This window comes from Spirosoma pulveris, assembly GCF_054781875.1.
The window spans coordinates 1-14,044 of sequence record NZ_BAAGTO010000021.1 but is presented as its reverse complement, the minus strand read 5'-3'; the positions used below and the strand labels follow the sequence as shown (position 1 = coordinate 14,044).

General features: G+C 40.0%; 13 protein-coding genes. 6 read left to right on the top strand and 7 right to left on the bottom strand.

The genetic code is table 11. The annotated features are described in order from the left end of the window. Window positions 1-6: 6 nt before the first annotated feature. Together ltrA and ACYVJM_RS30565 are read left to right on the top strand one after the other, a co-directional pair. On the top strand, window positions 7-1,776 hold the full coding sequence (gene ltrA, locus ACYVJM_RS30570; protein WP_461151924.1) for a group II intron reverse transcriptase/maturase: 1,770 nt from the start codon (window positions 7-9) through the stop codon (window positions 1,774-1,776). A gap of 10 nt (window positions 1,777-1,786) precedes the next feature. Next, window positions 1,787-2,656, top strand: coding sequence for a transposase (locus ACYVJM_RS30565; RefSeq protein WP_461151923.1), 870 nt, complete (start codon window positions 1,787-1,789; stop codon window positions 2,654-2,656). Window positions 2,657-2,731: 75 nt separating this feature from the next. Here the strand turns inward: ACYVJM_RS30565 and ACYVJM_RS30560 are convergent, their stop codons facing one another. From ACYVJM_RS30560 to ACYVJM_RS30550, 3 genes are all read right to left on the bottom strand, one after another. Next, the gene (locus ACYVJM_RS30560) at window positions 2,732-3,130 is read right to left on the bottom strand and encodes a hypothetical protein (RefSeq protein WP_461151922.1); all 399 of its coding nucleotides are present in this window, start codon (window positions 3,128-3,130) and stop codon (window positions 2,732-2,734) included. Window positions 3,131-3,368: 238 nt separating this feature from the next. After that, window positions 3,369-4,097 carry a hypothetical protein gene (locus ACYVJM_RS30555; protein ID WP_461151921.1) on the bottom strand — a complete coding sequence of 243 codons (729 nt, stop codon included), beginning with the start codon at window positions 4,095-4,097 and terminating at the stop codon, window positions 3,369-3,371. A 437-nt stretch (window positions 4,098-4,534) separates the two neighbouring features. Then, window positions 4,535-5,479 (bottom strand): replication initiation protein, encoded by a 945-nt coding sequence (locus ACYVJM_RS30550; protein WP_461151920.1) that lies wholly within the window; start codon window positions 5,477-5,479, stop codon window positions 4,535-4,537. A 1,063-nt stretch (window positions 5,480-6,542) separates the two neighbouring features. On the opposite strand from ACYVJM_RS30550, the gene ACYVJM_RS30545 reads away from it, so the two are divergent. Both ACYVJM_RS30545 and ACYVJM_RS30540 read left to right on the top strand, forming a co-directional pair. Further along, window positions 6,543-7,496 carry a ParA family protein gene (locus tag ACYVJM_RS30545; protein WP_461151919.1) on the top strand — a complete coding sequence of 318 codons (954 nt, stop codon included), beginning with the start codon at window positions 6,543-6,545 and terminating at the stop codon, window positions 7,494-7,496. Window positions 7,497-7,511: 15 nt separating this feature from the next. After that, window positions 7,512-8,414 carry a ParB N-terminal domain-containing protein gene (locus ACYVJM_RS30540; RefSeq protein WP_461151918.1) on the top strand — a complete coding sequence of 301 codons (903 nt, stop codon included), beginning with the start codon at window positions 7,512-7,514 and terminating at the stop codon, window positions 8,412-8,414. 202 nt (window positions 8,415-8,616) lie between these two features. Here the strand turns inward: ACYVJM_RS30540 and ACYVJM_RS30535 are convergent, their stop codons facing one another. Together ACYVJM_RS30535 and ACYVJM_RS30530 are read right to left on the bottom strand one after the other, a co-directional pair. Continuing rightward, on the bottom strand, window positions 8,617-9,504 hold the full coding sequence (locus ACYVJM_RS30535) for a hypothetical protein (protein ID WP_461151917.1): 888 nt from the start codon (window positions 9,502-9,504) through the stop codon (window positions 8,617-8,619). Between the two features lie 114 nt (window positions 9,505-9,618). Beyond that, window positions 9,619-10,416, bottom strand: coding sequence for a hypothetical protein (locus ACYVJM_RS30530; RefSeq protein ID WP_461151916.1), 798 nt, complete (start codon window positions 10,414-10,416; stop codon window positions 9,619-9,621). A 279-nt stretch (window positions 10,417-10,695) separates the two neighbouring features. Between ACYVJM_RS30530 and ACYVJM_RS30525 the strand changes: the two genes are divergently transcribed. Both ACYVJM_RS30525 and ACYVJM_RS30520 read left to right on the top strand, forming a co-directional pair. Then, the gene (locus tag ACYVJM_RS30525; protein WP_461151915.1) at window positions 10,696-11,580 is read left to right on the top strand and encodes a type II restriction endonuclease; all 885 of its coding nucleotides are present in this window, start codon (window positions 10,696-10,698) and stop codon (window positions 11,578-11,580) included. Further along, complete coding sequence (locus ACYVJM_RS30520) at window positions 11,564-12,490, top strand: DNA adenine methylase (protein WP_461151914.1); 927 nt, start codon at window positions 11,564-11,566, stop codon at window positions 12,488-12,490. The genes ACYVJM_RS30525 and ACYVJM_RS30520 overlap by 17 nt, the downstream gene beginning before the upstream one ends. Before the next feature lie 81 nt (window positions 12,491-12,571). Here the strand turns inward: ACYVJM_RS30520 and ACYVJM_RS30515 are convergent, their stop codons facing one another. Continuing rightward, window positions 12,572-13,525, bottom strand: a complete 954-nt coding sequence (locus tag ACYVJM_RS30515; protein WP_461151913.1) for a hypothetical protein — start codon at window positions 13,523-13,525, stop codon at window positions 12,572-12,574. A gap of 300 nt (window positions 13,526-13,825) precedes the next feature. Beyond that, a partial coding sequence (locus tag ACYVJM_RS30510) for a hypothetical protein (protein ID WP_461151912.1) occupies window positions 13,826-14,044 on the bottom strand: 219 nt, incomplete at its 5' end.

Here is a 14,044-nt window from a genome sequence, read left to right as displayed (position 1 = left end):
TGGTAGATGGCCCCAAAGACGGAAGAACAGATTTTGAACAAGGAGCTTAGTTCGATGCACCCTAACCCGGAAGCAAACCGACTCGTTGGACCAACCGACTGGCATGCCATTGATTGGCAGAAGGCATTTCGGTTGCTTAAAAATCTACGCTCCCGCATCTTTCGGGCGGCTCAGGAAGGGAACCATAAGAAGGTACGTTCCTTACAAAAGTTATTGTTGCGAAGTTATGCGAACCGAGTGACCAGTGTCCGTCGGATTACCCAACTCAATGCGGGGAAGGACACGCCAGGCGTAGATCAGATTGTTGTTAGAACGGCCAGAGAACGCCAGAAGTTGCTGGAGGAACTAAGGCAGAACCAACTCTGGAAAGCTAAACCTGCCCGTCGGGTTTACATCCCCAAAGCCAACGGCAAACGAAGGCCTTTAGGGATTCCCGTTATCAGAGACCGATGCCTACAGACGATGGTCGTACAGGCTTTAGAACCAGAATGGGAAGCCAAGTTTGAAGCCAGCAGCTACGGATTTCGACCCGGCAGAAGCTGTCACGATGCCATCGAACGCATCTTTCGGTACGCTCGTCCTGATGGTCGGCGAAAATGGGTGGTCGATGCGGACATCAAGGGAGCCTTTGATCACATTGATCATTCGTTTCTACTCGAACGCATCGGTCGTTTTCCTGCCAAAAGACTGCTTGAGCAATGGCTAAAAGCAGGTTATCTGGAAGCGAATGTCTTCTACCCGACTGACTCAGGTACTCCCCAGGGGGGAAGTTGTTCACCGCTATTAGCCAACATTGCCCTGCATGGCTTAGAGCAGGCAATGGGTATGGGCTACTACTATGGGGGTGGTCGTGTACAAACCTGTGGACCGCGCCGGGTAGTAAGGTATGCCGACGATTTTCTGGTCTTTTGCTCGACGCAGGAAGATGCTCAACAAGCCGTATTGCTGCTTAAAGATTGGTTGAAAGAACGGGGACTAGCCCTATCAGAGGAGAAAACACGTATTGTCCATCTGACAGATGGGGTCGACTTCTTAGGTTTCCATGTGCGTCAGTATCCGAGCCGAAACACAGCTACGGGCTGGAAAACGCTCACCAAACCCAGCAAAGCATCGGTTCAGAAAATCCGGGACCGTCTGCGAGCGGAGTGGTTAGGGTTGAAAACCCAGCGTGTGGAAGTGATTGTCAAACGGCTGAATCCGATCATTCGGGGTTGGTCGAACTACTTTCGGATTGGGGTCGCCTATGAAACCTTTACCAAGCTAGACCGCTGGATGTTCGACCGTCAGGTTCGCTATGTTCGTCGGATGCATCCCCGTAAAAACTACGCCTGGAAACAGGCCAAGTATTGGGGACGGCTCAATCTGGATCGGCAGGATAAGTGGGTGTTTGGGGATAAGCAGACGGGCATGGCACTCCAGAAGCTTGTCTGGACGCCCATCCAACGGCATATCCTGATTCAGCATACTGCCTCTCCGGACGATCCTAGTTTGCGGGCGTACTGGCAGAAACGTACCCAACGAAAGTCGGCTGAGTTAATACCCAGCAAGCAACGGATTGCCCGACGTCAGAACCACCAATGTCCGGTCTGCAAAACGAGTCTGTTTACGGATGAAGCCTTGCACGTTCATCATGTCAAACCAAAGCAGGAAGGGGGCAGTGATGCCTATTCCAATCTGCGGTTAGTTCATGTGACGTGTCATCAACAGGCACACTCGAAAGCATTCGCAGCAACAAAAACAAAGCAAGGAACCCTGAGCCGGTTGTCGTCTGCTTGAGCCGGATGTGTTGGAAGGCACAAGTCCGGTTCTGAGGAGGGAAGGGGGCCGCAAGGCTCCTGACCTATCCGACTACAATAACCCACTCTTATCATTCCTTTTCCAAAAGCAAGCAGCTATCTGGGTTGAAAAGGCTACTCAAATCCGGGAAAGTATGGGCGTGAGCCGCACGAAAAATGACGAAGTTGATGCCATTAAAATTGCCCGATATGCCTACAAAAACAGAGAGGATGCACAGTTATGGCATCCTAAACGAGACGTGATTGAACAACTTGATCGCTTAACGGCTATGCGCAAACGGTTAGTCAGTGCTATTCACATGCTTAAAGTACCCCTAAATGAATCGGCTGATTTCGTAACTAAGAGAGAAGCGAAAACTGATGTTAAAGCTTGTACTCATTCCCTCCTGGCCTTACAGAAAGACTTGAAAGGAGTTGATAAGTCGATCAAAGAAGTCATCAAATCTGACCCAGAGTTGCATGATTTGTTTGAGATCGTTACCTCCATTAAGGGAGTCGGGGTCACAGTAGCTACCGAGGTCATCATCACAACAAATGAGTTTAAAGATATAACTGACCCAAAGAAGTTTGCTTGTTATGCGGGGGTAGTCCCCTTCGAACAGAGCTCGGGCCGAAAACGAGGGAAGCCTCAGGTAAGTCGGATTGCTAACAAAAAGGTAAAAGCGCTACTGCATCTGGCGGCCTTATCGGCCAGTCTACACTCGGATGAGTTTAAAACCTACTTCAACCGAAAAGTCGCTGAGGGCAAGAATAAGATGTTAGTGCTCAATAACATCCGTAATAAGATTGTCCTACGCATTTTCGCTTGCGTCCGGCGCGGGCAGAAATATGAAAATATTTATCCTTCCCCGGTTGTATGAATCATAGAAATCTACTGGAATTAGTGGTTTATGCCTTATATGACTAAATACAAGAAGGCATTTATTCTGGAAAGTTCAACCCTTTTTTTCGGGTAATATAGTGCCGAGTAATGATCCAATTGATTGAGCCTGACCACTCATTCGTGTATCAGATGCTGGTCGATGGAAACTTAATTGTGGCTGGAGCGCCTTTGATGTCTGGGTGTCCCGTGCTGAAGTTTTAGGCTGCTTTACCTTATCCATCCCCAGTGATTTAGCTAAATATTTATTGCGGTTCTTCACGTCTGGACGCATGCCATTAAGAAATTCAGAATGAAGTCGGAATAAGGTTTCCAGCAGCTCAGGATCGGTTATGATTAGGTCTTTTTGCCAAGGCTTTAGTTGATACTGTGCCATTACTTCATAACCTTTAATTACTAACTCGTGCGGAGCTAAAGCGCTCAACTTTTCAGCATCTTCCTGTACCCCCTCCACTGCCAGCTGCTGGGCCGTTCGTATTTGAAATTCGAGTTCTACACTTGGCTAACACCCTAAAATAAGTCAATGCCAGAAGCCATAAAACTCGAATTACGTTGCCTCACTCTTAATGTCAGCTGAAGCTACAAGATAGACATTAGGCGGTTGTTTCCCAAGAGAACTAAGTCGACGAGGTAGGTATAAAGGCCTGTTAATCAATTGCATCCCTCCTACTCTAGCGGCGTTAATTTCCCCATTAAACTTCTCGCAGATATAAGGTGGTAATGCCCTGTCGAAGGTGAATGGGAAAGCTTTTGAGTTCTCGATCAATGATTTTGTGGTCATGGGGCATATCCTGGGTAATGTACTCGGGATCAATGAAAATGATGTTGAGCCGCTCATGTACCTCATGTCTTACCCGCTCGGTGTGCTTTAGTAAATGTTCACTGCTGGTCGTCGTTTTCAAGGTGGCTAGGTCATCAAAATAACGGTAGGTGCAATACCAGTAGTAATATTTGTGGTGATAATTGGAAAAACAGGCCTGGTAGGCATCCGGTTGCTCCCGGACGGTACGCAACAGTTCGTCCGTTTCCCTGAGTTCTTTGAGTTGGCCCACGCTAAGCTGCTCCATCAGGGATCGATTGAGCAAGTCATCGCGGTAATTCTTGATGTGCTGCACGACATCGGCGTGGGTAACAGCCCGTTCAATGGAATACTTGTGCTTGTAAAAGAACGAGAGGGAAATAGCGGGCTTGTCATAATTGACGAGTTTCAGGTTCTTCAGAGGTTTGCCAGGCCGGTTGTAGGCCTGATACTGCTTCATAAATTGCATGGGAACGAAGTAATATTCTAGGTGGGGATCGGTTGGGGGCGGATTGCTAATCTGGTTGATTCCGGGAGTTAGCAAAATGGCTTGGGATTTGAGGACGGTACGCAGGCCAGACAGGGGGGCTTCGTCATCACGTTTAGCGGGTTTTCTAGACATGAGTGTAATATGAAAATATAATTGCGTTATTTACTATAAAAGTAAATAAATGACACTATTTTTCCAAAAGCTAATTATTCTTTTATTAATAGGGCGGATTTTTAAGATTCTAAATATCAATGAATTATACTAAGAGAAAGATGAAATTTTGTCCGTTTATATATACTTAAAAAGTGAGGTTTAGTCGGTCCTATGGCAAGTTTTAGTACGTTAAGTACAGAATAGTGAGCTTTAGTCGGTTTAAGTCAGTCAAGTGCAAAAAATGCATTTATAGACTCAGATTTTGGTACTCGCAGTCACATTTTACTATAGATAATTCCAATATTTGGCTTTTCTTGCCCAGAAAAAACGTACTTTCATTCAATTTCATTCTTCATACAGGCCAAAATCATTTCGAATAGTGAGGTTTGGTCGGTGGTAACAACGTCAAGGATGATTTATACACCAAACACTTTAGCAGTATATGCCCCCCAATTTTCAATTGCTTTAGATGAATTTCGTTTTTCAATTTCTAACAGCTTTTTACGAATAATCACCAAGTCAAAATTCGCTAAGACTCGATCGCGCTGGTCAGGTCTTAGCCCAAACCGGGTTATAAGCCTCTCTCCTACCAGCGTTGCATCACTATCGATTCCAGGTAAAAATAACTCCTGTTCAAGCCTGACCCACTTAATGGTAAAGGTTAAGTCTGTGATTTTTCGACCTGTCTTATGCTGACGAAATCGGACCAGTAAGTCACTTCGCTGATTTATTTCGTTTACGGCTGGATCAATAACAAAGCGAAAAAAATTGGAGATATTATACTCTTCCTTGCCAGATTCAGGATCAAATAAATTTAGCCGATGCTTTAAATCAAGTATAGCTATTTTAAAAGTGCCAATATCTTTCCATTGCGAAAACATCTCATACAACCTCTTTGCATATTTTCCCGTCATACGCATAGCCATTTCTTTTCCAAACGTGGTAAAATTTCCAGTTAGGCCCGTAAGTAAGGGACGCATATTAGGATCAACTCGGAGACTTATTGTTCCTCTTCCATAATCATAAACAGCACTTGAGAAGGGATTTACCTGCACGAGTTGACCATTAACATACATTTCAAAAACAACTTGCATCATACCTTTTGTTGCCTCTTGTAGATTCCTGTAGCCATTATCAGGGTCCCTATCAAGGTCGTGCATTATATCTTGAACCTTAAAGGTATACACCGTATCATTTGTATCTTCTGGACGTACAGCAGCTTGGAGCGTATACATTAAGTTCTTTTGCAACTCGCTCATCTCGTAACGAGCTGTTGTGATACTATTCCCTTGATAGAGCAGTGTATGTACGACTTTATCACCCTTGCGTTTATTTTCAGTACGTTTGCTAACTTCTGCCATGACGAATTACCGAGAGTATTTATCAACCATACAATTTCTGAAAAGTATCTGACTATTCCTGAAAGTTAAGCGCTTATAACCATACAATTCCTGAAAGTTGAATCCGACAATTTCTGAAAATAACAATACAATCTCTGAAAGTTAACGTACAATTTCTGAAAGAAACACCCTATAAGCTACTAATAATCAATAGCTTATAGGGTGTTCAAAGAATCAAAGATTTTAATAAAAAAATGATTCACAATATTTGACTGTAGGTAATTAAAGATAAAAAAATGTGGATAAGTCTCAGATTTTAGATAAGAAAAAGCAAAAAAGTCATTAATAGAAATATTTTGATTTAAGCCGGATCATACAATATCTGAAAGTTAAGCTGTATATATCTGATTATCAATTAGTTAAGTATGGTTTTTTATTCGTCTTTCCTATAAATAAATCATACAATATCTGAAAGTTAGCTTATAATTATCTGTATATCAATAAGTTATATTACATATTTAGTTGTCCTAAGATATTTAAATCGCAGAATAACAGAATTATATAATACAATTTCTGAAAGTAAGCTTATAACTTACTAATAATCAAATTGTTAAAGTAGCTAAAAATCTGGATAAATACATTTCTAACAATAATGTTAAGAGATAAGTATATCATATAATTACTGAAACTTAAGCTGTAGAATCTTGATAATCAAATAGTTAATTCGCTATATTGTTTTTACTATTCTGATTAAGAACTCCAATTATCATACAATTACTGAAATTAACCCCATAACTCATTGATAATGAGTTATATAATATTATAATCGGATAAGTATTTTTTAGTAAAATCGATAGTTTTAAGTTTAAAAATCATATAATTACTGAAAGTAAAAGGATAACTATCTTTATATCAACTAGTTATTCCTATAAGTACATGTATATAATATTTCTATAAGGATATGTAAGTCTATTATCATAACATATAAAAGGGTTATAAAGGTTATTGGGTAGAAAATTATACCATAGCCGTATATTGATATTAAAAAAGGTATAAATTTAAGGCAAAAATTTACTCCTCTATTATGCTTACTCATGACGAAGTATGCGCCTTCCTTAAGAAAAAGCCAACGCTTTCTCATTCAGGATTAACTAAGGAAGCTAGCCTACCGACCGGTACCCTAGCAAAAGCAATAAGTGGCCAGCGTAAATTAACTGAGTCTCACTTACGGGCTTTAGAACCGATTTTAGCACAATACGGTATTGAAGAGTTTCGAAATCGCCGGGCAACAGTCATTTCCGTAGTTAACCATAAAGGGGGAGTAGGAAAAACTACTACCACAATCAATTTAGGCAAGGGGTTAGTGAACCGCCATCAATCAGTTCTGTTAATCGATATGGATTCCCAAGGAAATCTTTCCCAAAGTTTAGGTATCCATAATCCAGAGAAACAGTTATTTCAGGCCCTAACAGCAGGAATTGAGATGCCCGTACTTAATTTATCAGATTCCTATCACCTAGTACCGAGTGATTTAGAATTATCTAGGGCAGAAGCTGAGCTTATTAAAACGCCAAGTGGAGTATTACGTTTCCGAAATGTATTAGCACCGCTACTGGCTAAATACGACTATATCCTAATTGACTGCCCACCATCATTGAATATATTTACCTACTCTGCTTTAGTAGCTTCCACGGCTGCCCTAGTTGTTCTTGAACCAGAGGCCTCAGCCGTTAAAGGAATGTATAACTTATTAGAGCTTATAACTGATATTCAAGAATCCTTCAATCCTAGATTGAAAGTTGAAGGTATCGTAATGGCCCAGGTAAATCTTCAATTAGTACTTCACCGCGAACTAATGAGCAAAGTACGCGAGAATTTGAAAGGTCAACCATTTTTCAAAACAGAAATCCGCCAGAACGTTGCTATTGCCGAATCACAGTATATAGGTAAAACTATTTTTGATTATAAGCCAACCTCAACAGGGGCTACCGATTACCAGTCACTAGCTGATGAAGTATTTGCTAACCATTCATTCTAAGCTCACCTCTATCTTATGAAACGATTTGCAACGGCTTCTGGGGAGTCCCCTGTACTACATAGAAATTCTGCTAATTTAATGCAGGGTATACTGGATGAAGTTAAAGCCAGCATTACTATTCTTCCAGAGTTACAGGCACTTATTCCAGAGCTTCAAAAAAGTGAATATGAGCAGTTAGAAGATAACATTCGTAAAGAGGGTTGTCGGGATTCCCTATTAATCTGGCAAACTACTAAAGGAACAATTGAAGGGAGTGCCAACGATTCACCAGTTAATATATTAGTGGATGGACATAATCGATATTCTATATGCAAAAAACACAATATTGATTTTAAAGTTGTGCTCCGTGAATTTTTGAATCTTCAGGCCGTACGTGACTTTATGATTAATAATCAGTTGGGACGCCGTAATCTGACTCCTGAACAAACATCCTATTTAAGAGGACTTAAGTACCGGAACGAACGCCAAACCGCAGGAAGACCTATTCAAGACGAAAACATTGAAGAACAAAGCATAGCCCAGCGGACGCAGGATCGTTTAGCTAAGGAGTTTAATGTATCACCACGAACGATTCACCGAGACCGTGAATATTCGGAAGGAATTGATAAACTGACACCTGATCTCAAACAAGACGTCCTAAGCGGTAAACAAAAAGTAGCTAAGGAACTGATTCGAAGCGTTGGACGAGTCTCTAAAATAGATAGCCCTCTTTCTTTACCTGAATTACTAACATTTGATCAATCAACCTCATCAAAGGAGTCGTCTGAACCAACTTATGATGCTAGTAAAGTTACTAATGTCATAAAACAAATTACTAATACGGTAGCGCAACTGGATCATACTTCTCCAGATTTTGAGGATGTCTGTAATAAAATAATAACCTTAGTTGATAAAGCTAAGAAGCTTAAAAGCTCCTAGTGCCATACAGAATCATAATGTTGACAATCTGACAACATTATGATTCTGTATGGTTTTTACAAATGTTGCCAACTTGGCAACATTTGTAAAAACCATCGAACTCTCTTTAAGCTATACGTGGCGAGTATGCCTTAAGTAAGTTAACTACGCCATAGTTGACATACTTAAGACATACGTATTTTAAAAGGCCTCCAACTTATAATTATATCATATTCGCTATACTAATCTTTGCTCCTGACTTTCGTTCATGTATAACGGGCTTGTTTAGATCGCCCTCCCATCCAACGAATTCAATATCAAGGACATAATCATTTTCAGGAATCCTGTCTTTAACAAAATCTCCTATAATATCCAGATTGTTTTTAACAGCATCTTCGTAATATAAGACCATTTTTAAGTGGTAACTAGCGCCTGTAGCCACTTTTATACCTACGCCACTTGTCGTTACACCACCACCAATCGAATGATAAATTGTGCCGTCAGAAAGTGTCAGCATATAATTTACGCGAGGTCGAAGCTTTTTAATATCACCACTTGCTAAAATTCCATCAGCCATAACAATGTCAGCTTTAAATTTTTCTATGGCTTCTGGGAAGTCACGATGTAATATTTCCATTAGAGCTAAGTCAGTCCAACTATTATGGTCACCAATGGCGAGGAAATACACGTTTTTTTTATCTATAAATGCAAATAAGAGAGCACCAGTTCTGCTTACAAAACCATTTGGTTCGATCGCTGTTCCAAGATGCAGATGATAGATACCCCAATCATTAAGCATTGGATCATTATAATTCAAATCTGTTATCCTAGTGCTTAGGTGAGATCTTAGAGTTTCTCCTTTTTCAATTTTTTGTTCAATAACTTTTAAAGGATCAGCTTGGTCAGATGAGAACGAAAAAGTAGAGGACTTAAAGACATTTCTTTTGTTTGGCTCAGGTAGCCTAGACTTATAATTGGTATACTGAACGACTATATCAAATGGGTCCGTCGCTGTGACAGTGAAGCCATCAGCATTTAATTCTTCGATGCATATAGCTGCATAATCTTTCTTAAAATCTAAATTCGCTGTATAATGAATTTCAATGCTCATGAATCGAAAGTTATGTTTAAAAAATTAAAGATAGAAAGAAGATCAAATGACTAATATAATCGCCTGGCTGTTCAACCCTGACGAAAAGCCGCCAACATAGTGGAAAAACAATAATTATGCTTTTGGCTTGACAGTGTACCTTTCTCTTAACTCGTGAGCAAACATCTCACTGAATTTGTTTGCTGTTTCCTGATCCATCCTATTCAGATAAGATTTTGAAATTTCTTTGAGACGATCTTCTGAAAAAAAAAACGCACTATTAACTAATGCCTCAGCAAAGCCCTCAGAGAACAATAATACTTTGCTTCTTACGCGATTATAAAATTTGATAATGCTGCCACTGTTGAACTCATAATCTTTCTTGAACTCAGGTATCTTTTTGGTATCGTCAGAAATCTCCTTCGAATGTTTTATATTATTATTTACCCTCCTCAGTTCATTGTATTCGGCATACCCATTTATATCAGGCAAAATAATTCCAAAGGTAGTAACCGCGCCAGCTAAGTTGTCGGCTCTGTAAAAATCCTTGATGTTTATGTCTGGGTAGGACTGCTTTATCATCGACTTAATTACCGTTTCAAGGTTTTTAAACAAGTAAATAATCTTCATCTCTGCAAGAGAATTCAATTGCTCACCTTTGGACCATATTTCACTATAGGGCTCGTATAAATAGAGTTCTTGGATATTCGGGTCTTTTGCATCATCTGGATTTTCATCTATATGCTGCTCTAACTCTTTTTGTGCTGATTCTAGAGACTGTTCAGCCTCTTCTATTTCTTCCTCAATTTCAGAAAATAGATGGTCGGTTGCGTCGTCGTATATATCGAAGCCCTGTCCAGCAATAGATTTTATATGAAATATTGTTAGTTCTCTTTCAAAAAACGGGAATATATCTTCGCCTTTCACTTCCATAGTTTCAAAATATTCAATTTATAATTGAACCGCTCGTGCTTTATTTTATTAGAAAAAGGTCAGCTTCTAAGAGCAATACTTGGGGTCATCAATAAAAGCGAACAGTTGAATGACAGCCCTAATCCTATATGTGTCTAGAATCGACGGAATGCCGCTAGGCTGGTGAAATGTAAAGGCTCAATAGACTGACGATTCCGGTTTTTTGGGTAAATTGCGACAACCCATGACTGCAATTTTCTCCATAAATTTCTCTTTTGAAGAGATTTAAACCACAATTTAATGACAAAGGACGAGATCCTAGTAGCCTTGCAAAACGAGGTAAGCGAGTATAACAAAGTAATAGCGACAGAAAAAGGAGACTGGATTGTCAAAGGTTTCATAGACATTTATAAAAACATCTACACTATCACGATTGATACAAAAGTTGTTTCTAAAGTGATGGAAATATTGCTGATACCGGCGTTTTACAAATTTGCCGAAAAAAACAATTTAACCCTTGAATTGCCGCCCCAGCAAAATTTTTACCCTGATCTAAGTTTTACCGATAATGAAACAGGGGAGCGATTTGCTGTTGATATAAAAAGTACATTCAAAGACACAGCCAACAAAATAAAGAGCTTAACGCTCGGTGCTTTTACAGGCTATTTCAGAAACCGAACCAGCACCAAGAACACGTTGTATCCATACGGTTCATACGTTGGGCATTTTGTACTTGGCGTCATATACTCACAGATAGAGAAAAAACCCGAGGAAAAGACTCTATACCATATTGATGAGCTGGAAAACATCGAGTCCGTTATTAAAGACTTTCAGTTCTTCGTGCAGCCAAAATACAAGATCGCTTCGGCTAGTCCAGGCAGTGGTAATACCAAAAATATCGGATCAACCAATTCGATACCAAAATTAGTGAACGGCCAAGGCGTATTCTCTGAATTAGGCGAAGAAGTGTATGACGATTACTGGATGAATTTCCTTACAACGGATATGGCTAAAGCCGCTGAAATACCACGGCCTTACACTAACCTAAAATCATATCTCGATTATAAACAAAAGGGAATTGACGCCTTAGCCGGTAAAAGAGAAATCATAGAAAAATTAAGTGCAGAAGACGACGCGGAAGCTGCTGATACTGAAAAACTTGTAGAAAATGAAGGAGACGAATAAAAAGATCATTGTTCCCCCGATTAAAAGCCAAGGGATCAAAACAAAGCTTGTTCCATGGATAATGGATTTGGCTCCGAAATCGAATGGCAGATGGATTGAACCGTTTTTAGGGACTGGTGTTGTCGCGTTTAATGCTGGCTATAAGAAAGCCATTTTAAACGATACAAACCCACATATTATTAATTTCTATAAACAGGTCCAAGACGGCAGTATTACAGCGCCCTTGATGAAGCAGTATCTTGAGCAGGAAGGCGAGATTTTAAGCAAGGCTGGTGATGATGGATATGATCATTATCGCTTGGTTAAAACTCGCTTTAATAAAGAATTTTCACCTTACGATTTTATTTTTCTGTCGAGGGCTGGTTTCAATGGTATGATGCGTTTTAACAAGAAGGGTTTTTGGAATATTCCATTCTGTAAAAAGCCTGACCGTTTCGCGCAAGCATACGTTACCAAGATCACAAATCAGGTTGATAAAATAAGTCGAATTATACAGCCGGAACCTTCTTGGCAATTTTGTAATAAGTCATTTGCTGACATTATTCCGCTGGCTGAAAAGGGAGATATAATTTATTGTGATCCCCCTTACTATGGCCGATACGTCGATTATTATAATGGATGGAAGGAAGAAGATGAGGAGTTATTATTTAATCTCTTGAGCCAAACAGAAGCCAAGTTCATTGTTTCTACATGGCATCATAACAACTGGCGAGAAAATGAAATGATCACTAAGTTTTGGAACAAATTCAATATCGTTACCAAAGATCATTTTTATCATTCCGGTGCCAAGGTCGAAAATCGCCAAACTGTCGTAGAGGCTCTGATCTGCAATTTTGATGTTGATGCGTTTGATGCACATAACCACGGGCAGGAGAAAAAGCCTCAAGCCGTTCAGTTATCCGTTTTTTAAACAATGAGAAGGTCCCAGCGATGGGGCTTTTTTGTTGGAATCCGAATCGAATAAACTATAACTATAGTTGTATGATATGCTTTATTTCTTCCAGAATCGCCACCATATTGCTGGTATCCGTGGGGGCGATGAAGGTTCTTTGTATCTGTCTAGAATGTGAATATGCTCATTGACAGAGCTCAATGCTTTAGACAACATCTCCCTTAAACCCTTAAATTCTTTTGATATTCTTTCATTGGAATGGATGATGCTGCTATAAGCATTCTGTGCCTCACAGATCTTCATAAATAGTTTGTAGAAATCGTCATCATCTTTAATAAATGGTTTTAATATACCGATGGCAGGCACAAAAAACTGGTCATTTTGTATCGACAGATCATCTTGTTTGCCCGTGACTTTTTCAAGATAGATCTTAGTTAAGAGGTTTAATTCTTTATAAACATCCTTGTTTTTAGGTTCTTTTGAAACCCGCAGTTTAAGGTCGTCAAATGCATTACTGGCAATAGCAGCCAAGTTTTTAAGGGCAAGCCTACTCTCATGATCCCGCTTGCCAGTTGCTTCAGCGTGATCAAGCATCCGTTTTATTTGAGAGTCGAAGAAATCAACACCAGAATATAACTTGTTAAAACTGTTGATCGACTCTGGTGTGTCTTTATTCTGATTATAGAATGAACGGTAATATTCTGAATGATCGATTTTATTGGCCAATCTCTCAATATCATTTAAAGGGTATACTCCGATCTGAGGAATATAAAGCGGGTTTTCATCTATCGCATTTGTGAACTTATCAATTTCCTCGGCCTGATTCGTAACCACCGGAACAACCCTATTAATCATGGCTGTGAAGTATACAAGCCTGTCAATTTCTTGTTGGCCTTTTTTGTATTCATCTTCAAGCTTAGTATGCCTGATTTGGGCGCGGTAAACTGAGACGGTTATAATTCCCCCAAGACTTGTCCCCACTATGGCCACAAATAAATCTGCCCACATACTGCCATCATTAGTGAACTCTCCGAATTGAAAAACAATGTCCATGAACAAAGGTGGTGACTAGTAAAACACAATGTTCGGAAATTTGACGGAAGGTCAGATCGTAACCACTTTAGCTATCATTGTCTTTATGAAGTGTATAGCCGGTCAACTTTGGAAAAGTTGATTTATACGCGTAGTATAGCATTCACACCTAACTAATTACATATGAGTGCTATTGTTGGTCTATTATTCGATGAGGGCGTCTTTATTGGAACCGATACTCTTGCTACAAGGCCTTACCAGAAAGGCGACCTAGATCTGAAGCCGTTTAATTTTGTCCCTAAAGTCTTTCACCTGCCACAGCTAAAATGTGTCTTCGGTTGCATTGGTTATCAAAACATAGGCGCAAAACTCTATGAATTTATCACTCAAAGATTTGTCGGAAGGGATATTAATGTATGTCGTCAAATGAAAGTGGACAGATGCGGGTGAAAAGAGAAGAGATACTTTTAAGCACTTTGAACTCGCTGAAAAATATGACTTTTCCGCCGTTGGGCCATCGTTAGCTGCTTGATTTTTTGC

Bases quoted from the DNA above. Each gene is read 5' to 3' on its own strand.
- ACYVJM_RS30525 (WP_461151915.1), top strand. From the start codon at position 10,696: ATGACAAAGGACGAGATCCTAGTAGCCTTGCAAAACGAGGTAAGCGAG.
- ACYVJM_RS30540 (WP_461151918.1), top strand. From the start codon at position 7,512: ATGAAACGATTTGCAACGGCTTCTGGGGAGTCCCCTGTACTACATAGA.
- ltrA (WP_461151924.1), top strand. From the start codon at position 7: ATGGCCCCAAAGACGGAAGAACAGATTTTGAACAAGGAGCTTAGTTCG.
- ACYVJM_RS30550 (WP_461151920.1), bottom strand. From the start codon at position 5,479: ATGGCAGAAGTTAGCAAACGTACTGAAAATAAACGCAAGGGTGATAAA.
- ACYVJM_RS30520 (WP_461151914.1), top strand. From the start codon at position 11,564: ATGAAGGAGACGAATAAAAAGATCATTGTTCCCCCGATTAAAAGCCAA.
- ACYVJM_RS30515 (WP_461151913.1), bottom strand. From the start codon at position 13,525: ATGGACATTGTTTTTCAATTCGGAGAGTTCACTAATGATGGCAGTATG.
- ACYVJM_RS30530 (WP_461151916.1), bottom strand. From the start codon at position 10,416: ATGGAAGTGAAAGGCGAAGATATATTCCCGTTTTTTGAAAGAGAACTA.
- ACYVJM_RS30555 (WP_461151921.1), bottom strand. From the start codon at position 4,097: ATGTCTAGAAAACCCGCTAAACGTGATGACGAAGCCCCCCTGTCTGGC.
- ACYVJM_RS30545 (WP_461151919.1), top strand. From the start codon at position 6,543: ATGCTTACTCATGACGAAGTATGCGCCTTCCTTAAGAAAAAGCCAACG.
- ACYVJM_RS30535 (WP_461151917.1), bottom strand. From the start codon at position 9,504: ATGAGCATTGAAATTCATTATACAGCGAATTTAGATTTTAAGAAAGAT.